The organism is Sinomicrobium pectinilyticum (genome assembly GCF_003725735.1).
Lineage (GTDB): Bacteria > Bacteroidota > Bacteroidia > Flavobacteriales > Flavobacteriaceae > Sinomicrobium > Sinomicrobium pectinilyticum.
Genome location: NZ_RJTM01000109.1, coordinates 54,105 through 74,944, shown reverse-complemented (window position 1 = coordinate 74,944; position 20,840 = coordinate 54,105). Strand labels below are relative to the sequence as shown.

Sequence of the window (20,840 nt, the reverse complement as noted above, 5' to 3'; positions counted from 1 at the left end):
TTTTAACATTTTTTACCTGTTCCTGATGGGATTTCACAGACGTAGTTCTCTGAATTAGTTTATGTTATGGTGTCCCTTCTTGTCAATCCGAGCTGGGTAGCCCTGGTGTCGGTATAGGGTATTTTTCATGCCATTTAACTATTTTAAAAGGGGGCGTGACAAAAAAATCCGGTAATTCTATAATTTATAAAGAATTATCTCTTACATTTGCATTATAAACCTATAAATCTATCGATTAAATAGACTAATAGCAATGCAGAGTTTTAGAACAGAAATAGAGAATCCCATAGTAGAGAGAGATATTATTGAACTGGAACGTAAGATCCGTTTGTTCCATGACGGCAAAGTAGATGAGGAGCGTTTCCGGAGTCTGCGTCTGGCCCGTGGAATATACGGTCAGCGGCAGCCGGGAGTGCAGATGATACGTATAAAGTTGCCTTATGGAAAGGTAACCGGCGAACAGTTGCACCGTATAGCCGATGTTTCGGACGAATATTCCACCGGCCGCCTCCATATTACCACCAGGCAGGACATCCAGATACATTACGTAAGCCTGGAAAGAACGCCCGAGCTGTGGGCGCAACTGGAAAAGGATGATGTTACGATCCGCGAGGCGTGTGGCAATACCGTACGGAATATTACCGCAAGCGAAACCGCCGGGGTCGATGTGAATGAACCCTTTGACGTTACGCCCCACGCACATGCGGCTTTTAAATATATGTTGAGAAACCCTATCGGGCAGGAGATGGGACGTAAGTTTAAAATATCTTTTTCCTCCTCCGATGCGGATACCGCGTTGAGTTACATGCACGATCTCGGTTTTATACCGAAAATCAAAGACGGGAAAAGAGGCTTTAAAGTGCTTCTCGGGGGCGGACTTGGTTCCCAGCCGAGACACGCCGATGTTATATATGAATTTTTGGAGGAAGATCGAATCATACCGCTTATAGAAGGTGTGGTGCGTATTTTTGACCGTTACGGGGAAAGGGCCAAAAGAATGAAAGCCCGGATGAAGTTCCTGCTGAAAGATATAGGGGTGGAGGAATTCATCCGCCTGGTACAGGAAGAGCAAAAGGCCCTGCCTTTTCAGACATATCCCATAGATGCCGAAGGGTTTGATGCGCATGCCATCGCTTTGAAGACCCTGGAAGACATAGAAGTACCCCGGGTGGAAATCGAAGATGAAAAGGCCTATAAGCAATGGAGAAGTACAAATGTCATCCCCCAGAAACAGGACGGCTTTGTTTCCATAGGTATCAAAGTACTCCTGGGAGACTTTTATACGGATAAGGCAAGACAACTGGCCGACCTTGTAAAGAATTACGCAGGGAACGAACTGCGTTTGTCACTCCGGCAGAATATCCTGCTTCGCCATGTCCGTGAAGACCTGTTACCGTTCTTTTATACGGAACTTAAGAAACTCGGTTTTACCGCTGCGGGATATAACAGCACGGCAGATATTACTGCCTGCCCCGGTACGGATACCTGTAACCTTGGTATTGCCAACAGTACGGGAATAGCGGAAGTGCTGGAAGACGTGCTGCGGGAAGAATACCCGGAGTACCTGAACAATACGGATATTGCCATTAAGATAAGCGGGTGTATGAATGCCTGTGGTCAGCACATGATGGCACATATCGGTTTTCAGGGCATGTCCATTCGTTCCGGAAAACTGGTAGCTCCCGCATTGCAGGTATTGCTCGGAGGGGGCGTTCTCGGTGACGGTAACGGAAGATTCTCCGATAAGGTGATAAAAATACCCAGCAAACGTGGCCCTCAGGCCCTCCGGACTATCCTGGATGACTACAAAGCCAACGCAACGGCCGGAGAAAGTTTTCTGGATTATTACGACAGGCAGGGTAAAACTTATTTTTACGACATACTGAAACCGCTTTCGGATACGGATAACCTTACGGAAGACGATTTTAAGGACTGGGGACATACCGATACCTACAAGCAGGAAGTAGGTGTAGGAGAATGTGCCGGTGTGGTGATAGACCTCGTGGCTACTTTATTGTTCGAAAGTGATGAGAAAATAGACAGTGCTCAGGAATCCCTGAAAGCAGAGCGATGGGCAGACGGGATTTATCATTCCTATGCCGCCCTGATAAATACGGCAAAAGCCCTGTTGCTGTCCGAGAACAAAAAGACCAATACCCACGCGGGTATTATCAGCCAGTTTCAGGAAGTATTTGTAGATGAAGGAAAGATAAGAGTGGAGACTTCGGCAGGAAATACATTTGCCGACCTGGTATACCAGATCAACAAAAATGAACCGTCCGAAGAATTTGCTAAGAAATATCTCGAAGATTCCCGTACCTTTCTCAAACAGATAAGGATATACAGGGACCAGGAACTGGTAGCGAGTTAAAAGGATAAAAATGAATTTTCGGAATGGCTATGACAGGCATTCCGGAACGCAACTGTGATTAGTACGTGAAGAAACCGAAGTTAATATTAGTAGGCGCCGGCCCCGGAGATGCGGATCTCATTACCCTCAAGGGAATAAAAGCTTTGCAATCGGCAGATGTGGTGTTGTATGATGCCCTTATCAACAGGGATATTCTGGAGCACGCTACCGATGCGAAGAAAATTTTCGTAGGGAAACGCAAGGGGTACCATGTGTATGCTCAGGATGAAATAAACAAACTGATTGTACAGCATGCTTTTGCCTCGGGTACCGTAGTCCGGTTAAAAGGAGGAGATCCTTTTATTTTCGGCCGTGGCACCGAAGAAATCGATTATGCCGAAAGCTTCGGTGTGGAAACCGAGGTAGTTCCTGGAATTACCTCCTCAGTAGCCGTGCCTGCCTACCAGGGGATTTCCCTGACCAAAAGACATATTGCCGAGAGTTTCTGGGTAATAACCGGAACAACATCGGCAGGTAAATTGTCCGAAGATATCCGTCTTGCGGCCCAATCATCGGCAACTGTGGTCATCCTGATGGGAATGAGCAGGATCGATGCTATTATGGAATTGTTCCGCGAGACCGGAAAAGGTGATGTCCCCGTAGCGGTTATTCAGAACGGTACGACCCTTAACGAGCATTTCGGGTGCGGGACGGTAAATACGATAGGAGATGTCGTACGCGATAAAAAACTCGGCTCTCCCGCTATTATTGTAGTTGGTGAAGTCGTACGGGAAAGTGTAAAACTGAAAGGATTGTACGAAGAAGTAAATGCGGTAGCTCCGGAGAATTACGGCGCTCTTCAAAAAGCACAACTGTTTAAAAGATAATACACCTTTCGAAAGAGGGATCACGATTATGGAAAAGAACGAACTGTACCCGGTATTTCTCAAAGTTAACGAACTCAATGTATTGCTTGTCGGGGCAGGCAATGTAGGGTACGAGAAACTGTCTTTTTTACTGAAGTCCAGTCCGAATGCCAGAGTTATTGTGGTGGCAACGGATTTTAGCGATGAAGTGAGGGCTCTGGCTGAAAAACATAACATACCCCTGCTGCACAGGCCGTACTCTACCAATGTACTGCACAAAAAACATATGGTAATTGCGGCGACAAACGATCCGGAAGTAAACAGGCAGATATGCGAGGATGCCCGTGCCAGGAATATACTCGTAAACGTAGCTGATACTCCCGAACTATGTGATTTTTACCTCGGGGGAATAGTTACCAAGGGTAATGTAAAGATAGCCATATCTACCAATGGTAAATCGCCTACCATGGCCAAAAGGCTCCGGCAGCTTTTTGAAGAGATCATACCGGATGACATAAACGAACTGGTGGAAAACCTCAACCGGTACCGGGGCACATTAAAGGAGAACTTTGAAGAGAAAGTGGAAAAGCTGAATCATATCACAAAATCGTTTATCAGCAGATCCTGATGAACAGGTGAACCGAAAAAGAAAAAATTAACACTACGTATATATAAATAACAGAAACAGAAGAAGATGATTAAGACGGATATTTTAATAATCGGTGCCGGACCTACCGGTCTGTTTACGGTCTTTGAAGCCGGGTTGTTAAAGTTAAAAACGCATTTGATAGATGCTTTGCCACAGCCGGGAGGACAATGTTCCGAATTATACCCTAAGAAACCCATATATGATATTCCCGGTTTTCCCGAAATAAAAGCGGGTGACCTGGTAGACAATCTCATGGAGCAGATAAAGCCTTTCAGTCCCGGGTTTACACTGGGAGAAAGAGCGGAAACCATAGAGAAACTGGAAGACGGAAGTTTTATCGTAACTACCAATAAAGGTACGCAACACCATGCCCCGGTTATCGCCATAGCAGGAGGTTTGGGATCTTTCGAGCCCAAAAAACCGCTGATCGATAATATTGCGGACTATGAAGACAACGGCGTTGCCTATATGATAAAAGACCCGGAAGTATACCGGGACAAAAAAGTGGTGATCGCAGGGGGGGGAGACTCTGCTCTCGACTGGTCCATATTCCTGGCCGATGTGGCCTCGGAAGTGACCCTGGTGCACCGAAGGAACGAATTCCGCGGCGCCCTTGATTCCGTAGAAAAAGTAGGAGAACTGGCAAAACTGGGAAAAATCAATCTCGTAACCCGTGCCGAAGTGGTAGGGTTGCTCGGAGAAGGTCACCTGAATTCCGTAGTTATCAATCACGCGGATGAAGGAGAATTTATCCGTGAGACGGATTATTTTATTCCTCTTTTCGGATTGTCACCCAAACTGGGGCCTATAGCCGACTGGGGACTGGAGATAGAGAAGAATGCCATAAAGGTGGACAATTCCTATGACTATTCCACCAATATTCCAGGTATTTACGCTATTGGAGATGTAAATACCTATAAAGGAAAATTAAAGCTCATCCTTTCCGGTTTTCACGAAGCTGCCATCATGTGCCAGAGTGCCTATCAAAGGATATTCCCCGATAAACGTTACGTAATGAAATATACCACCGTAGGCGGAATACAAGGTTTTGACGGTACCAAGAAAGAAGCCAAAAAAGAAGTCATCAAGGCCATCGAGGTATAATAAATTTGACAATCGCAGAGACATACGACCGTATGTCTTCATCCTGGTTGTCAATTGCAATTGCAGAGGCCCACGGCTGTGGGCCTCCCAACAATCCTAAAATGATTGGTATAACAGCCCTGCAGGTCAATTTTCCACAGGGCTGTTGTGCCAATAAAAAACAACAATTCGCTTGCAAAAGAAAAAGGTATTACATTTCTTTGCATTCTGAATTTATTGAAGTTATCAAGAAAGGCAGAGGGAATAGACCCGGTGAAGCCTTAGCAACCCTCCGTGCCTGAACCGGAGAAGGTGCTAAATTCTACCCCTGTGGCGACATGGGGACAGATGACGCAAATACTTCCCGTATTTCTCCCTGTTTTCTGATAACATTTTACAAAACAATCAACGGTTTTTATCCCGGATAGGCATTAGATATTCTGTTGTCCGGCACATAATGCAAAACGATAGATCTTATGAGTGCTATAAAGGCAGAACTTCAGAAAAGAATACTGGTACTGGACGGTGCAATGGGCACCATGCTCCAGAGATACCATTTTACGGAGGAGGATTTCCGCGGGGAGCGTTTTAAAGATTATGCCCATCCGTTGAAAGGTAATAACGACCTGCTTTCCCTTACCCAGCCCAAGGCCATTGCAGAGATACATGCCAGGTATTTTGAAGCGGGGGCGGATATCGTGGAGACTAATACCTTTTCGGGTACTACCATTGCCATGGCAGATTATCACATGGAAAATCTGGTTTACGAACTGAACTATGAATCAGCCAGGATAGCCAGGGAAACAGCAGACGAATTCACGGCTCGAAACCCGGAAAAACCCCGGTTTGTGGCCGGCGCCATAGGGCCAACGAACAGAACGGCAAGCATGTCGCCCGATGTTAATGACCCCGGGTACAGGGCTATAACGTTTGACGAACTTCGGACAGCATACAAACAGCAGGTCGAAGCGCTGGTGGACGGAGGAGTGGATATACTGCTGGTGGAAACCATCTTTGACACCCTAAATGCCAAGGCAGCATTGTTTGCTATTGAAGAGATGAAGGAAGAACGGGGACTGGATATTCCCGTAATGGTCAGCGGAACGATAACCGATGCTTCCGGGAGGACATTGTCCGGCCAGACGGTAGAGGCTTTCCTGATATCCATATCACATATCCCGCTTTTAAGCGTAGGATTTAATTGTGCCCTCGGGGCCGATCAGCTCAAACCTTACCTGAAACGGCTCGGGCAGCATACCGATCTCAATATTTCTGCCCACCCCAATGCAGGCCTGCCCAATGCTTTCGGGGAATACGACCAGACACCGGAAGAAATGCAGGAGCTGATCAGGGAATACCTGGAGGATAACCTCGTAAATATTGTCGGAGGGTGCTGTGGGACTACGCCGGACCATATAAAGCTTATAGCAGAGGTTGCAGCCGGCTATAAACCCAGAAAACTGGGAGTCCTGGCACAATAGAACAAAAAAGTAAAAACAATAATAACCGTGACTGCCCATAGTCCGGAAGGAAAACCGAACAACGGGCAGCCTGACCAAATAATGTCTTACGACGATTAAAACACCAGAGAATTCGTGGCAAAAGGAAATACAGACGAGAAGCAATATGACGACCGGTCATCGGAAGGAGGGAAAAAACGGGAAATCCGGCCGTTAAAACTGTCAGGGCTCGAACCTTTGATCGTGACTCCGGAGAGCAACTTTATCAATATCGGGGAACGTACCAATGTAACCGGTTCCCGGAGATTCCTGCGCCTGATAAAGGAAGAAAAATATCAGGAAGCACTGGATGTGGCCAGGGCACAGGTAGAAGGAGGCGCGCAGATCATCGACGTGAACATGGATGAAGGGATGATAGATGGTGTGCAGGCAATGACCACCTTCCTTAACCTGATCGCATCCGAACCCGATATAGCCCGTGTCCCCATTGTAATCGACAGCTCCAAATGGGAGATCATAGAAGCCGGACTTAAAGTCGTACAGGGAAAGAGTATTGTAAATTCCATCAGCTTAAAAGAAGGCGAAGAAACCTTTGTAAAGCACGCCAGGACCATAAGAAGATATGGTGCGGCGGTTATTGTCATGGCTTTTGACGAAGCAGGACAGGCAGATACCTACGAAAGAAGGATAGAGATCTGCAAACGCTCCTATGACATCCTGGTGAATGAAGTGAAATTTGCACCGGAAGACATCATTTTCGATCCCAATATTTTCCCGGTAGGCACAGGGATGGAAGAACACCGTAAAAATGCGGTGGATTTTTTCAGGGCGACCAAATGGATACGGGAGAACCTTCCTTATGCCAATGTCAGCGGAGGGGTGAGTAATGTATCCTTTTCATTCCGGGGGAACAATGTTGTACGGGAAGCGATGAATGCCGCATTCCTTTACCACGCGGTACAACACGGCATGAATATGGGGATCGTAAACCCTGAAATGCTCGAGGTCTACGACGAAATACCGGAAGAATTGCTCATTCACATAGAAGATGTACTGCTCGACCGGAGAGATGACGCTACCGAACGCCTGCTCGATTATGCGGAACAGGTAAAGGACAGTGGAAAAATTTCGGAGAAAAAACAACAGGAATGGCGTTCCGAAGGTTTGCAGGAACGGATAACCCATGCCTTGGTAAAAGGTATAGATGAGTTTATTGAAACAGATGTGGAAGAAGCCCGCTTACAGGTAGACCGCCCCATTGAGGTCATAGAGATTTACCTGATGAACGGGATGAATGTTGTGGGGGACCTCTTCGGAAGCGGAAAAATGTTCCTGCCGCAGGTGGTGAAATCTGCCCGGGTAATGAAAAAGGCCGTAGCGTACCTGCTGCCCTTTATAGAAGAAGAAAAGAAAAACCTTCCCGAAGGAGAAGGAGGTGCACGGGCCGTAGGTAAGATTCTCATGGCCACCGTTAAAGGAGATGTCCATGATATAGGAAAGAATATAGTGAGCGTGGTCCTCGGATGTAACAATTACGAAGTAGTGGACCTGGGCGTTATGGTCCCTCCGGAAAAAATAATCCAGACCGCTATAGATGAAAATGTGGATATCATAGGGCTTAGCGGCCTTATTACGCCGTCATTGGATGAAATGGTCTATCTTGCCCAGGAACTCGATAAACTGGATATCAATATCCCTGTCCTCATCGGCGGGGCTACCACTTCGAGAGCACATACGGCAGTGAAGATAGCCCCGGCTTACCGTGAAACCGTAGTCCATGTAAACGATGCCTCACGGGCGGTGACCGTGGCCAGTAACCTGCTCAACGAAAAGACAAAAGGCGAATATTGCAGGTCCATAAGAGAAGAATACGATAAACTCAGGGAAGGTTTTCTCAATCGTTCCAAGGTAAAAGAATACCTGTCTATAGCAGATGCGAGAAAAAACAAATTGCAGCTCAACTGGGCAGATTATCAACCGGTAAAGCCGAAAAAAACAGGTATAAACAATGTAGAAGTGGCCCTGGAAGAATTACTGGAGTATATAGACTGGACCCCGTTTTTCCGTACCTGGGAGCTGCATGGCAAATACCCGGAGATATTGACCGATCCGGTAGTGGGGGAACAGGCAACCCTACTTTTTGAGGATGCCCGGAAAATGCTCACCGTCATGATGCGTGAAAAATGGTTACAGGCCAAAGGGGTTTACGGACTGTTCCCGGCCAACCAGGTTAATGACGATGATATTGCCGTTTACGACGCGGACGGTAACAGGATAGAGACCCTGCTTACCCTTCGCCAGCAGTCCAAAAAGAACAAGAGGGCCGCCAATATAGCCCTGGCCGATTTCGTAGCCCCGGAAACTTCAGGTATTCGCGATTATGTAGGTGCTTTTTGCGTGTCCGCAGGCTTTGGTGTGGATGAGAAGGCAGCGGAGTTTGAAAAAGAACACGACGATTATAACTCCATAATGGTAAAAGCCCTGGCTGACAGGTTTGCCGAGGCCTTTGCCGAGTACCTGCACGAAAAAGTGCGAAAGGAATTCTGGGGATATGCCGCAGATGAAACCCTGACAAATGAAGAACTCATAAAAGAATCTTATAAAGGTATCCGTCCGGCTCCCGGTTATCCGGCCTGTCCGGACCACCTGGAAAAGAGAACATTGTGGCGGTTGCTGAAAGCAGAGGAAAATACAGGGGTAAGGCTAACCGAAAGCCTGGCCATGTGGCCGGCATCTTCCGTGTCCGGGTATTATTTCGGGCATCCGGAGAGCAAGTATTTCGGACTCGGGAAAATAAAGGAAGACCAGGTAGAAGACTATGCCGTACGGCGGGGTATACCGGCGGAAGAGGCCCGGAAATGGTTGAGTCCGAATATGGCAGATTAACAAACACAGGTACGGGAAAAGGGTCCGTATAGAAAATAACCCGCAACCGGAATAAAAAAAATTAACCCAAATCCTGGGCATAACCGGGAAATACAACATGAAAGTAACAGAGCATATAGAACAGGCCAGGGGAAAGACCCTGTTTTCATTTGAAGTCGTCCCTCCCCCGAAAGGCGGGAACATACAGGAATTATACAATAACATAGACCCCCTTATGGAGTTCAATCCGCCTTTTATCGACGTGACCACCTCCAGGGAAGAATATATTTATATAGAGCGGGATGGTCTGCTGGACAGGAAGATCGTAAGAATGCGCCCGGGGACCGTGGGTATATGTGCTTCCATAAAGCATAAATATCAGGTGGATACCGTTCCTCACGTACTTTGTGGCGGATTTACCCGTGAAGAGACCGAGTACATGCTGGTGGATTGCCATTACCTCGGTATTGAGAATATTATGGCGCTCCGTGGAGATGCCATGAAGCACCAGCGTTATTTCGAGCCTACAAAAGGCGGGCATACCTATGCCAATGAGCTGGTCAGGCAGATCAAGGACATTACCAGGGGGAAGTACCTGCACGATGTGGTAGAAGCCAGCAACAGACCGGATTTTTGTATCGGGGTTGCGGGATATCCCGAAAAACATCTGGAAGCCCCTTCATTGGATTACGATCTGAAAAAATTGCAGGATAAAATAGATGCCGGTGCCGATTATATCGTTACCCAGATGTTTTTTGATAACAGCAAGTATTTTGAATTTGTTGAAAAAGCGAGGGAAATGGGGATTAACGTACCCATTATACCGGGTATAAAACCTATTGCCGTAAAAAGACACCTGCAGTTACTCCCGCAGGTATTTAAGATAGACCTGCCGGAAGAACTCATTCACGCCGTTGAAAGCTGTAAGGATAACAAGGAAGTGAGGCAGGTAGGCATAGAATGGTGTATACAGCAGTCCAGAGAACTGAAAGATGCCGGTGTTCCGGTTTTACATTATTATTCTATGGGAAAATCTGACAATATCAAGGCAGTAGCTTCGTCGGTATTTTAAAAATAAAACATACTTTTGTGCCGAATCCGGCAGCATGAAGAAAGTCCTTTTTGCTTTTACAGTATTATTTCAGGTGTTTGTTTCCGGCCAGGAGAAGAAGGACGGAAACAAGCACTTTTCCTACATGGATGTCAGTTATTTCTACGGCAATATAGCACTCCATAATACAGATATCCAACACCTTATCACGGGGCATCCGGAAGGCCTTATCCTGAGCTGGAACAGGAAGACCTACGGACAGGAGGCCTGGGAGCAGCGCTTTAACTATCCCGATTACGGCGTTTCATTCGGTTATCAGAACCTGAAAAACGAATACCTGGGGGAAAACTATGCGCTGTACGCACATTATAATTTCTATTTTTTAAAAAGAAACCTCATGCTTCGTATAGGGCAGGGGCTTGCCTATACCACCGATCCGTACGATAAGAAAAGCAATTATCGGAATATAGCCTTCGGGTCCGGGGTCATGAGCAGTACCTACCTGATGCTGAATTATAAAAAGGAAAGGTTACTGGACAGGCTGGGTATTCAGGCAGGTTTTTCCCTTGTTCATTATTCCAATGCCAATATAAAAGCGCCGAACACCAGTATAAACAGTATAGCATTCAATGTTGGCATAAACTATCAACTGGAGAAAGAACAGCCTCGGTTTATACATACGGTTAGCTCCGGAAGGTTTACGGAGCCTGTACGGTACAATGCCGTGTTCCGTACCGGGATAAATGAAAGTGATGTAGTGGACAGCGGGCAGTATGCCTTTTATGTTTTTTCCTTTTATGCCGATAAGAGACTGGGCAGAAAAAGTGCATTACAACTGGGTACGGACATTTTCTATTCCAATTTTCTTAAAGAATATATCCGGTACAGGGGGGTAGCATACCCGGAAGATGATATATCCGGCAATGAGGATTTTAAAAGAGCAGGTGTTTTTCTAGGGCACGAACTGTTTGTAAACCGGTTTTCGCTGGTAACACAACTGGGGTATTATGTGTACTACCCCGTGGATTTCGAAGGGCGTTTTTACCAGAGGATAGGATTGAAGCGCTATTTCGGGGACAAGTTCTTTGTGGCACTAACACTTAAAACACATGCTGCAAAAGCGGAAGCTGTCGAATTCGGAGTAGGTATACGCCTTTGATACCATTTCTAACTTTTATGTAATGAAACCGACATGACTAAAATAATCTTTAGACACATAAGGCAATGATTATTTTAGTAATCAAAGGTTACATGTGACCATTAAAAAACAACAAAAATACGCACATGAAAAAAATAGTGTACATCATAGCCTTTCTCTTTCTGCTGCCCTCTTGCGACAGTGAGAATGCCGGCGACTGTTTGAAAACAGCAGGAGACATGGTAAGAAAGGAAATCGATGTGCCTGCTTTTTCTAGGATACTGGTAAAAGAAGGCGTGCAGATGGTCCTTAAAGAATCTGCCGGGTATAGGGTGACCATAGAAACCGGAAAGAACCTGGTGAACGATGTTCATGCCCGGGTAACAGAAGGGCAGTTGGTACTTACCAACAGTGCTACCTGTAATTTTTTCCGGGATTACGATCAGACCATTGTGTATGTAACAGCACCGGACATTACCGAAATAAGGAGTTCCACCCAGTGGGATATCCGTTCGGATGGCGTACTCACCTATCCGGACCTTCGGATTGTTTCCGAAGATTATCAGAGTGATTACCAGAACACCGGCAATTTTTACCTGCACCTGGAAAACAAGAGTTTCAGCCTGGTGTTCAATAACCTGTCCAATTGTTACCTGGAGGGGAGTACCGGGAAAATGAATATCACTCTGGCAGCGGGAAATTCCCGGGTAGAAGCAGCAGGCTTTGTGGCCGGTGAAGTCACCCTGTATCACCGCAGTTCCAATGATATTACCGTACATCCCGTACAGTGCCTTCAGGGCGATATATACAGTACCGGCGATGTTATAGCCGTCAACCGTCCTCCTCGGGTGGAAGTAACGGAGCATTACCGGGGTAAATTACGGTTTGAAGAGGACTGACCGGGAGATTATTCCCCGAAGGCAGGTATGGCAAACAGGAATATCCCCGAAATAAACAATAAAGTGAGGATATGTACCATGCGGTGGTTTATTCTCAGAAAAATAAACTGCTCCACTGTTCTCCCGGTCCAGAAAAGGGCATTGCCTGCCAGAAAAGATCTTCCCAGGCCGGTTTCACCGAGCTCTTGGGGAAATGCAAAGCATATTACACTCACAAAAACGAAATAGTAGATAATGCGCAGGTTCAGTATTTGCATGATCCCTCGGTTCGGGCGACTTAGTTTTTGGAGATCCTCTTTCCACCGGAACAGTTTCCAGAAGAATACATGAAAGACCGCAAACCCGAAGGAATAGATACCGCATATGTAAATCCAGGTTTCTTTTGTCATGGCGGAAGGTAATTAACGTGAATAATGGATAAGAAAAAAGGCTCCCCTCTTCAGATGAAGAGGGGTGTCCCGCCTGCGGGACGGGGAGTTTGACCAGGCCCAGGCCCAGGATTTATTTCCAAACATTTGTGTTTTTCCTATCACAGTGTGAGTACTTTTAGTCCATAAGGCTTAAACATTATTGATGTTAATTATTCCGGTTTGTTTTCCACAAGATAGCTTATCAGGACATAACCCGGGGAAGAACGGAGGAGTTCTTCCGATCCTTCGTCGCCTTCTTTTAATTTTGCAACGCCGCAAAAACGTTTCACTTTAAATTTTTCATCGTACCAGGAAGAAGCGAAGATCATCAGCGGAATTTTCCTGTTCAGTTCCCAGGAGGGGTTTACATATTCCTTCCACATGAAAAACTGGCTATCTGAAGTTTTTTTCAGTTCCACACTGGTTTTCAGTCCCATACTGTAGGTGCGGATGTCCAGAAAACTTTTGTTGCCATCGGCTTTGGTAAATATTTTCATTTGATCCAGATGGTCATACATGAGGATGTCCCCGGAATAATAATGATATTTGGTATCCATCAGGGCTATAGTGTCCTGCTCCGTTAATTTTCCGTTTTCGTATTTGTCCTTTAAGATGTACAGATGATAGTCCTTGTCAAATTTCCCGGTATGGAATTTGTATATCTGAATGCCTGCAAGATCCAGTGCTTCTACCAGGTCAAGGGTGGTTATGTCACGGCTGTTATATATATTCTGGGGGTCTTCTTTCAGGTATTGCGGACGCTCATTGTCCGTAAGAGGGGGTATATTGACAGAAGTGGTATTTTTATTGTCGTTCAGGTCATTTTGAGAATGAGCGATGAAACCTGGCATCAGTAAGAGAAATAACAGTTTTTTCATGATATGGTCTTTTTGATTGACATATATAGGTCATATAGAAGGTATTAAAGTAAGGCTAAAAATCTGGAATTAGGGGAAGGAGAGTGTTAAAAATTCAGGAGCGTATATGGCGATCCGGTAAACCGGGGCGGGAAAAGAAGAGGAGGGCACCGGTCTTCTGCATAACTTCCGCGGAAAAACCGTTCGCTTCTCTGGTTTTGACAGCAGTAAATTCCTGGCGTAGTAAGATTTTCCGGGAAGGGGTGCTGCCCGGTGCTGTAATGGCCAGTACCCTGCTCTTTTCAGTTATTTTCGAGCAATTCTCCTTAGCAATCTTATGGGATTACCGTAAAATTCTTTCTTTGATTTTACCCCGTTTTACGCCTGGGTCAGTTCGCGGAACAAACTTTCCAGGTTCCGGTTTTTTCGGTGCAGTTGCAGGGTTTTTAACCCGTTGTCGTGAGCAAAATCAAATACCGCCGGTCGCATGTCTACCGAAGTGTGGAAACGCAGTTCGTAAACAAAGTCATAAATATTGGTCACCGACCGGATATGGGGAAGGTTTTCCAGTAAAATGGGTTCCACGCGGTAATCGAATTCCACCTCGATCACCTGTTCCGAAGCTTCCCGCAGGCTTTCCAGTTTTTTATCGGCTACGATCTCTCCGTGATTAATAATAATAACCCTGTCACAAATAGCCTCCACCTCCTGCATAATATGCGTGGAGAGCAGTACGGTCTTTTCCTTCCCCATATTGCGGATAAGCGCCCTTACTTCCACCAGCTGGTTAGGGTCCAGTCCTGTTGTAGGTTCGTCCAGTATAAGTACTTCCGGATCGTGGAGCATGGCAGCGGCCAGCCCCGTACGCTGGCGGTATCCTTTGGATAGCTGTCCTATTTTTTTATGTGCTTCCGGGGCCAGTCCGGTAAGTTGTATAACTTCCGCAATACGTTCCTTATCTGTCTTTTTTCCGGCAGACCGGTATACCGATGCACTGAAATCCAGGTATTCCCTTACATACATGTCCAGGTATAACGGGTTGTGTTCCGGAAGATAACCGATACTTTTCTGTACCTCTTTTTTTCCGGAAACCACATCAAACCCGTTTACCCTGGCCTCGCCGGCATCGGCAGATATGTAAGTGGTGAGTATCTTCATCAGTGTAGATTTTCCGGCGCCGTTGGGGCCGAGAAAACCCACAACTTCCCCTTTTCTTATGGAGAAAGACACTTCGTTAAGGGCCTTTTGGTTTCCGTAATTTTTGGATATGTCGGCAACTTCTATGGACATGGAACAGATATTTTGTAGCTGGTATTGGTCTTCAAAAATACATAAACGCTTATTAAGGATAAATGTTTTGCGGTATTTCTTTATCCGGATATTTCGCATCTCATCCGTGCGGAAAAAAGAAAATATTGTACTTGTGAAGATGTTAATGGGAATGACTTTGATAATAAAGGCGCCGTCAGATTTCCGATTTGTTATTTTTTATCCTTTTTTCGGGAAAAATGAAAAAAATACATCTCCTGTCTTGTCCGTTTCAAATTTATAATTACTTTAGCAGCGTCAAATAGAATAAACAAATGGCTCACACTATTTATAACTGGAACTTTTATTTCTTCTTCTTTTACTTTTTTAAAGGGAGGACGGGACAGTTATAGGTTATTTTGAGCAAAAAATATATGACGAGTCCCGGATTTTCCGGGACTTTTTTTTGGTCTTAAAAATCGTAATAACAAAAAATATGCAGGTAATTGCAGCAACATGAGTAAGATAGTAGCCATACAGGGAATTAAAGGATCTTTTCACCATCAGGTGGCAAGAGAATATTTCAGCAATGATACGGAGATTCTGGAATGCCTTTCTTTCGACAGTTTAGTAGACAGCCTTCTGGACAAGACCGCAAACAGTGCTGTCATGGCCATCGAAAATTCCATTGCAGGTTCTATCATCCCCAATTACGCCTTGATAGATAATAACGAACTGCACATTATAGGGGAGCATTATGTAAACATCCACCATAACCTGATGGCTTTGCCAGGCCAGGGACTGGAAGACATCCGAGAGGTATATTCCCATCCCATGGCTTTGTTGCAGTGTAAAAAGTTTTTTAAGCAACATCCGCATATCAAACTGGTAGAAGATGCCGACACGGCCGAAACGGCAAGGAGGATCCGGCAAAACGGATTGAAGGGAATAGGTGCGATAGCCAGCAGGACTGCCGCCGAACTTTTCGATATGCAGATCCTGGCAGAGAATATCCAGACCATTCAGGACAATTCCACCCGTTTTGTCATCGTACAGACAAAAAATTCCGTATTGCCCGAAGAAGAAATAAACAAGGCATCGATAAAATTCAAGACCGACCACAAACGCGGAAGCCTCGCTACCGTGCTTAACGTAATGAGCGATTGCCGGTTGAACCTGACAAAAATACAATCGCTTCCGGTTATTGAAACCCCCTGGAAATATTCCTTTTTCGTCGATGTTACTTTTGAGAAGTACGACGATTTCAAAAAGGCAAAATCCCTTTTACAGATCATGACAGAAGATTTTAAAATACTCGGTGAGTACAAAAATGTAAAACTATGATTGAGGTAGCCAAAAGGTTAAATACGGTAGAGGAGTATTACTTTTCCAGGAAACTACGGGAAGTGAGACAGCTTATGTCCGAAGGCAAGCCGGTTATCAATATGGGTATTGGAAGCCCCGATCTGCATCCTGCCCCCGAAGTGATAAAGGCGCTCCGTGATTCCGTAGACGATGCCCTGGCACACCAGTACCAAAGCTACCAGGGATTGCCCGAACTGCGCCAAGGTGTAAAGGATTTTTACAAGGAAAAATTCGGGGTTACGCTGGACAGGGATACGGAGATACTGCCGCTTATGGGGTCCAAGGAAGGTATTATGCACATCTCTATGGCCTTTTTAAACGAAGGTGATGAGGCGCTAATCCCCGATCCCGGTTATCCTACCTATACTTCGGTGACCAAACTGATAGGCGCTGTGCCGAGATATTACGACCTGACCGAAAGTAACGGTTGGTTACCCGACCTGGATGTCTTGGAAAAACAAGGACTTTCCAAGGTGAAAATGATGTGGCTCAACTATCCGCATATGCCTACCGGCACCAATGGTACCCGGGAGTTATACGAAGAATTGGTGGCTTTTGCCCGGAGGAACAACATCCTTTTGGTGAATGATAATCCGTACAGCTTTGTCCTCAATGACAGCCCGGCAAGTATCCTGAGGGTAGAAGGTGCAAAAGAAGTGGCCCTGGAACTCAATTCCCTGAGTAAGACCTTTAATATGGCCGGTTGGCGTGTGGGAATGGTGATGGGAAATGACAAGAACATCAATGCCGTACTCAAGGTAAAAAGCAATATGGACAGCGGTATGTTTTACGGGATTCAGAAAGGAGCCATAGCCGCACTCTGCTGTTCGGATGAATGGTATTCCGGTATCAATCAGGTATACGGAGAGAGAAGGGAGCTCATGTACCGGCTTATAGAAAAACTGGGATGTACATATGACAGCAACGCAGTAGGGATGTTTGTCTGGGCCAAATTGCCGGCGGAAGTGACTTCGGCAGAAGCTTTTATAGACCGCATATTGTACGACAAAAGCATATTCATAACCCCGGGAACCATTTTCGGGAAAAATGGCGAAGGCTATATTCGTTTTTCCCTGTGTACCCCAAAAGAGAAAATACAGGAAGCAACAGACCGGATATAGAGAAGGTAAGTGCCTTCGGCAAAGATAAAAAAACGTAAAATGACAAATGTATTTGTAATAGGGCTCGGCCTGATAGGAGGGTCTTTCGCACTCGATATCAGATCGGTATACGAAGAGACGGAGATTTACGGTGTCGATACCAACGATAACCACCTGGCGCAGGCCCTGGAACTGGGACTGATCGATAAGAAAGCCCGGCTGGAAGATGTGGAAAAGGCAGATATCGTTATTGTGGCCGTTCCCGTAAATACCAGTCTCAAACTGCTGCCCGAAGTACTCGACCTCGTCCGGGATGATGCCGTGGTGTTCGATGCCGGATCTACCAAATCGCTGATATGTGAAGCTGTAGCCGGGCATCCCAAACGCCGGAATTTTCTTGCGGCCCACCCCATCGCCGGGACCGAATTTTCAGGGCCTTCCGCAGCCCTGACAGGATTGTACACGAACAAGGTGAATATTATATGCGAAGTGGAAAAAACAGCATTCAAACTACAGGAAAAAGCATTGAAACTGTTTACCGATATAGGGATGCGGATCCGCTATATGGACCCGGCGTCGCATGACAGGCATATAGCCTACGTGTCTCATTTGTCACATATCAGTTCTTTTATGTTGGGAAAGACGGTTATTGAAAAAGAAAAGAATGAACGCGATATTTTTGACATGGCCGGAAGCGGATTTGAGAGTACCGTGCGTCTCGCCAAGAGTTCACCGGCCATGTGGGCACCCATTTTCGAGCAGAACAAAGCGAATGTTGTCGAAACCCTCGAAGAATATATTGCCAATTTACAACAGTTCCTGGACCTGGTGAAAAAAGGGGAATTCGAGGCTATTTACAGCGAAATGGAAAATACCAACAGGATAAAGGAGATCCTGAAAGGGATCAACGTTCCCACCCCGTAACGGGATATCCATATCCCGTAGAGACATACGGCTGTATGTCTCAGTAAAAAAATAAGGAATGTTTATAATAAAAAAATAAAGAACCAAAACTGGAATTTACAAATTAAAAAAGATCATGGAAAATTCGAAAGAGATGAGGGGATGGCTGAACGACCTGCAATTGGACCACCCTCTGGTAATTGCCGGCCCCTGTAGTGCCGAAACAGAAGAACAGGTGTTGAAAATAGCGCATGAGCTGAAAGATACCGATGTTACTTATTTTCGTGCCGGAATATGGAAGCCGCGTACACGTCCCGGCAATTTTGAAGGGGTAGGAGCATTAGGGCTAAAATGGTTACAAAAAGCCAAGGAAGAGACCGGGATGCTCACGGCAACGGAAGTGGCCAATGCAGCCCACGTAAAACTGGCCCTGGAGCACGATATCGACCTGTTGTGGATAGGCGCAAGATCTACCGTAAGTCCTTTTATCGTTCAGGAAATAGCCGACGCCCTTAAAGGGACAGATAAGGTAGTGCTGGTAAAAAACCCCGTAAACCCGGACCTGTCTTTGTGGCTCGGAGGTATAGAGCGCCTGTACTCTTCCGATATTAAGAAACTCGGTGTTATCCACAGGGGGTTCTCTACCTACGAAAAAACCAAGTACAGGAATATTCCCGAGTGGCAGCTGGCTATCGAATTACAAAACAGGTTTCCGGATCTTCCCCTTATCTGCGACCCGTCGCATATCACCGGTAAACGAGACATGATCTTTGATGTGGCACAGACCGCCCTGGACCTGAATTATGACGGGTTGATGATAGAAACCCACAACGATCCGGACAATGCATGGAGTGATGCATCGCAACAGGTTACTCCCCAAAGGCTTGTTCAGATCATGCAGGACCTTAAAATAAGAAAAGAAAGTGATGCGGAAGCCGAGTACAACAACAAACTGGGAATGCTCCGCGCACAAATAGATGTTATAGACAATGGCCTTATCGATACGCTCGGGAAGCGAATGAAAATATCCGATGAGATAGGGGCCCTGAAAAAACAGAAGAACGTTGCCGTTCTGCAAAGCAAACGATGGAACGAAATTCTGGGAAGGATGATACTCGAAGGACAGGAAAGAGGATTGAGCGAGGAATTTATCCTGAAAATGTTCAAGGCTATCCACCAGGAGTCTATTAATCACCAGGAAAAGATATTAAAAGCGTAAATTTGTAAACTGTACAGATTTTTGTGATGTACTAAAACAAATTTTTCGCAATTAATATTCCGGGAGTGTCCGGAAGGGAAAATCCGGTTCGCTGTAACCCGATACGATCGTACGGGCGGCAGAAACGGTAATATTGTTTTTCCGGGCACTTCTTTTTAGCCTATGACAGGAACAGTCTACAAATCTACCGGAAGCTGGTACACGGTCAAGACCGACGACGGACAGGTGTTCGATTGCAGGATCAAAGGGAAATTCCGTATCAAGGGAATAAAAAGTACCAATCCCGTTGCCGTGGGCGATGTGGTGGATTTTGAACCGGAAACAGACGGTTCCGATAGTTATCGGGATGCCGGTACGGGGATCATTGCGCATATTCACGACCGGAGGAATTACATTGTGCGTAAATCTGTCAACCTGTCCAAACAAAAACACATCATAGCCGCAAATATCGACCAGGTATTTTTGCTGGTGACCCTGAAAAACCCACTGACATTAACCACTTTTATCGACCGTTTTCTTGTTACGGCCGAGGCATATGACATCGAAGCCATATTGCTTTTCAATAAAGCCGATCAGTACAATGAGGAAGAACTCCTGGAAGTAAAATATCTTGCGGCCATGTACCGCCAGGTAGGTTACGAATGTATAGGCGTATCTGCCCTGAATGGGAAAAACATAGATAAGGTAAAAGAGCGGATGCAGGGAAAAGTAAGCATGTTTTCCGGGCATTCCGGTGTAGGTAAATCCACCCTGGTCAATGCTATTGAACCAAGGCTGAACCTGAAAACCGCCGAAATTTCCGGACAACATAAGCAAGGACAGCATACCACGACGTTTGCCGAAATGTTCGATCTCGGTTTCGATGCCAGGATTATAGACACCCCGGGAATTAAGGGGTTTGGTATCATAGATATGGAAAAAGAAGAGATAGGCGATTATTTTCCCGAGTTTTTTGCCAGAAAAGGAGAGTGCAGGTTTAACAATTGCCTGCATGTAGACGAGCCGCATTGCGCCGTAAAACAAGCCCTGGAAGACGGTGAAATTCCCTGGAGCAGGTATAAAAGCTACCTTCAGATACTGGAAGGAGAAGATGAAAACTACCGTACCGACATTTACGGAGAAGAGGATAAGACCTAAGCAGTTCCTGATCCGGTACAGAAAGCAGCACATCATGCACAGGATCTGAGAATGTGAGAAAGTGAGAATGCGACCATAGGGTAAAAGAATTTTGGGAATGAGAGGATCGGGATTATAAGGATGACCGGGAGATTTCGTGGCCGGTGGCTTCGATACATTCCGGCGGAGCCGGAACACTCAGCCACCTCCGCTTTATTGCAACCTGTAACCTGTAATTTGAAACTTGTGACCTGCAACCTG

At 45.9% G+C, this 20,840-nt stretch carries 17 protein-coding genes and 1 riboswitch; of the genes, 14 read left to right on the top strand and 3 right to left on the bottom strand.

Annotated elements, in window-relative coordinates; translation table 11 throughout:
• Nucleotides 1–253: 253 nt before the first annotated feature.
• The 9 genes from ED312_RS16635 to ED312_RS16595 all read left to right on the top strand — a co-directional run bounded on the left by ED312_RS16635 (nt 254) and on the right by ED312_RS16595 (nt 12,361).
• Nucleotides 254–2,371 (top strand): HEPN domain-containing protein, encoded by a 2,118-nt coding sequence (locus ED312_RS16635; RefSeq protein WP_123217146.1) that lies wholly within the window; start codon nt 254–256, stop codon nt 2,369–2,371.
• Nucleotides 2,372–2,436: 65 nt separating this feature from the next.
• Nucleotides 2,437–3,237, top strand: coding sequence for a uroporphyrinogen-III C-methyltransferase (gene cobA, locus ED312_RS16630; protein ID WP_123217145.1), 801 nt, complete (start codon nt 2,437–2,439; stop codon nt 3,235–3,237).
• 28 nt (nt 3,238–3,265) lie between these two features.
• Complete coding sequence (locus tag ED312_RS16625) at nt 3,266–3,844, top strand: precorrin-2 dehydrogenase/sirohydrochlorin ferrochelatase family protein (protein ID WP_123217144.1); 579 nt, start codon at nt 3,266–3,268, stop codon at nt 3,842–3,844.
• A 66-nt stretch (nt 3,845–3,910) separates the two neighbouring features.
• Nucleotides 3,911–4,969, top strand: coding sequence for an NAD(P)/FAD-dependent oxidoreductase (locus ED312_RS16620; RefSeq protein WP_123217143.1), 1,059 nt, complete (start codon nt 3,911–3,913; stop codon nt 4,967–4,969).
• Nucleotides 4,970–5,188: 219 nt separating this feature from the next.
• Nucleotides 5,189–5,303, top strand: a riboswitch (SAM riboswitch).
• 121 nt (nt 5,304–5,424) lie between these two features.
• Entirely contained in the window at nt 5,425–6,429 is a 1,005-nt protein-coding gene (locus ED312_RS16615) for a homocysteine S-methyltransferase family protein (protein ID WP_123217142.1), read from the top strand.
• A 183-nt stretch (nt 6,430–6,612) separates the two neighbouring features.
• The gene (gene metH, locus ED312_RS16610; protein ID WP_240643125.1) at nt 6,613–9,294 is read left to right on the top strand and encodes a methionine synthase; all 2,682 of its coding nucleotides are present in this window, start codon (nt 6,613–6,615) and stop codon (nt 9,292–9,294) included.
• A gap of 97 nt (nt 9,295–9,391) precedes the next feature.
• The gene (gene metF, locus ED312_RS16605; RefSeq protein WP_123217140.1) at nt 9,392–10,345 is read left to right on the top strand and encodes a methylenetetrahydrofolate reductase [NAD(P)H]; all 954 of its coding nucleotides are present in this window, start codon (nt 9,392–9,394) and stop codon (nt 10,343–10,345) included.
• 34 nt (nt 10,346–10,379) lie between these two features.
• Nucleotides 10,380–11,483 (top strand): acyloxyacyl hydrolase, encoded by a 1,104-nt coding sequence (locus ED312_RS16600; RefSeq protein ID WP_123217139.1) that lies wholly within the window; start codon nt 10,380–10,382, stop codon nt 11,481–11,483.
• Nucleotides 11,484–11,608: 125 nt separating this feature from the next.
• Nucleotides 11,609–12,361, top strand: coding sequence for a head GIN domain-containing protein (locus ED312_RS16595; RefSeq protein WP_123217138.1), 753 nt, complete (start codon nt 11,609–11,611; stop codon nt 12,359–12,361).
• An 8-nt stretch (nt 12,362–12,369) separates the two neighbouring features.
• Here the strand turns inward: ED312_RS16595 and ED312_RS16590 are convergent, their stop codons facing one another.
• From ED312_RS16590 to gldA, 3 genes are all read right to left on the bottom strand, one after another.
• Nucleotides 12,370–12,750, bottom strand: coding sequence for a hypothetical protein (locus ED312_RS16590; RefSeq protein WP_123217137.1), 381 nt, complete (start codon nt 12,748–12,750; stop codon nt 12,370–12,372).
• 191 nt (nt 12,751–12,941) lie between these two features.
• Nucleotides 12,942–13,649 carry a DUF5041 domain-containing protein gene (locus ED312_RS16585; protein ID WP_123217136.1) on the bottom strand — a complete coding sequence of 236 codons (708 nt, stop codon included), beginning with the start codon at nt 13,647–13,649 and terminating at the stop codon, nt 12,942–12,944.
• 357 nt (nt 13,650–14,006) lie between these two features.
• Nucleotides 14,007–14,918 (bottom strand): gliding motility-associated ABC transporter ATP-binding subunit GldA, encoded by a 912-nt coding sequence (gene gldA, locus ED312_RS16580; RefSeq protein WP_123217135.1) that lies wholly within the window; start codon nt 14,916–14,918, stop codon nt 14,007–14,009.
• Between the two features lie 474 nt (nt 14,919–15,392).
• Between gldA and ED312_RS16570 the strand changes: the two genes are divergently transcribed.
• The 5 genes from ED312_RS16570 (at nt 15,393) to rsgA (ending at nt 20,600) form a co-directional block, all read left to right on the top strand.
• On the top strand, nt 15,393–16,220 hold the full coding sequence (locus ED312_RS16570; protein ID WP_123217133.1) for a prephenate dehydratase: 828 nt from the start codon (nt 15,393–15,395) through the stop codon (nt 16,218–16,220).
• Nucleotides 16,217–17,362, top strand: coding sequence for a pyridoxal phosphate-dependent aminotransferase (locus ED312_RS16565; RefSeq protein ID WP_123217132.1), 1,146 nt, complete (start codon nt 16,217–16,219; stop codon nt 17,360–17,362). Before ED312_RS16570 ends, ED312_RS16565 begins: the two co-directional genes overlap by 4 nt.
• 39 nt (nt 17,363–17,401) lie before the next feature.
• Nucleotides 17,402–18,265, top strand: coding sequence for a prephenate dehydrogenase (locus ED312_RS16560; RefSeq protein WP_123217131.1), 864 nt, complete (start codon nt 17,402–17,404; stop codon nt 18,263–18,265).
• A gap of 115 nt (nt 18,266–18,380) precedes the next feature.
• On the top strand, nt 18,381–19,463 hold the full coding sequence (locus ED312_RS16555) for a bifunctional 3-deoxy-7-phosphoheptulonate synthase/chorismate mutase type II (protein WP_123217130.1): 1,083 nt from the start codon (nt 18,381–18,383) through the stop codon (nt 19,461–19,463).
• Nucleotides 19,464–19,625: 162 nt separating this feature from the next.
• Nucleotides 19,626–20,600, top strand: a complete 975-nt coding sequence (rsgA, locus tag ED312_RS16550; RefSeq protein WP_123217129.1) for a ribosome small subunit-dependent GTPase A — start codon at nt 19,626–19,628, stop codon at nt 20,598–20,600.
• Nucleotides 20,601–20,840: the final 240 nt, after the last annotated feature.

Bases quoted from the DNA above. Each gene is read 5' to 3' on its own strand.
- ED312_RS16615 (WP_123217142.1), top strand. From the start codon at position 5,425: ATGAGTGCTATAAAGGCAGAACTTCAGAAAAGAATACTGGTACTGGAC.
- rsgA (WP_123217129.1), top strand. From the start codon at position 19,626: ATGACAGGAACAGTCTACAAATCTACCGGAAGCTGGTACACGGTCAAG.
- ED312_RS16600 (WP_123217139.1), top strand. From the start codon at position 10,380: ATGAAGAAAGTCCTTTTTGCTTTTACAGTATTATTTCAGGTGTTTGTT.
- ED312_RS16635 (WP_123217146.1), top strand. From the start codon at position 254: ATGCAGAGTTTTAGAACAGAAATAGAGAATCCCATAGTAGAGAGAGAT.
- ED312_RS16560 (WP_123217131.1), top strand. From the start codon at position 17,402: ATGACAAATGTATTTGTAATAGGGCTCGGCCTGATAGGAGGGTCTTTC.
- ED312_RS16625 (WP_123217144.1), top strand. From the start codon at position 3,266: ATGGAAAAGAACGAACTGTACCCGGTATTTCTCAAAGTTAACGAACTC.
- gldA (WP_123217135.1), bottom strand. From the start codon at position 14,918: ATGTCCATAGAAGTTGCCGACATATCCAAAAATTACGGAAACCAAAAG.
- metF (WP_123217140.1), top strand. From the start codon at position 9,392: ATGAAAGTAACAGAGCATATAGAACAGGCCAGGGGAAAGACCCTGTTT.
- ED312_RS16565 (WP_123217132.1), top strand. From the start codon at position 16,217: ATGATTGAGGTAGCCAAAAGGTTAAATACGGTAGAGGAGTATTACTTT.
- ED312_RS16585 (WP_123217136.1), bottom strand. From the start codon at position 13,649: ATGAAAAAACTGTTATTTCTCTTACTGATGCCAGGTTTCATCGCTCAT.
- ED312_RS16620 (WP_123217143.1), top strand. From the start codon at position 3,911: ATGATTAAGACGGATATTTTAATAATCGGTGCCGGACCTACCGGTCTG.
- ED312_RS16590 (WP_123217137.1), bottom strand. From the start codon at position 12,750: ATGACAAAAGAAACCTGGATTTACATATGCGGTATCTATTCCTTCGGG.
- ED312_RS16595 (WP_123217138.1), top strand. From the start codon at position 11,609: ATGAAAAAAATAGTGTACATCATAGCCTTTCTCTTTCTGCTGCCCTCT.
- ED312_RS16555 (WP_123217130.1), top strand. From the start codon at position 18,381: ATGGAAAATTCGAAAGAGATGAGGGGATGGCTGAACGACCTGCAATTG.
- ED312_RS16570 (WP_123217133.1), top strand. From the start codon at position 15,393: ATGAGTAAGATAGTAGCCATACAGGGAATTAAAGGATCTTTTCACCAT.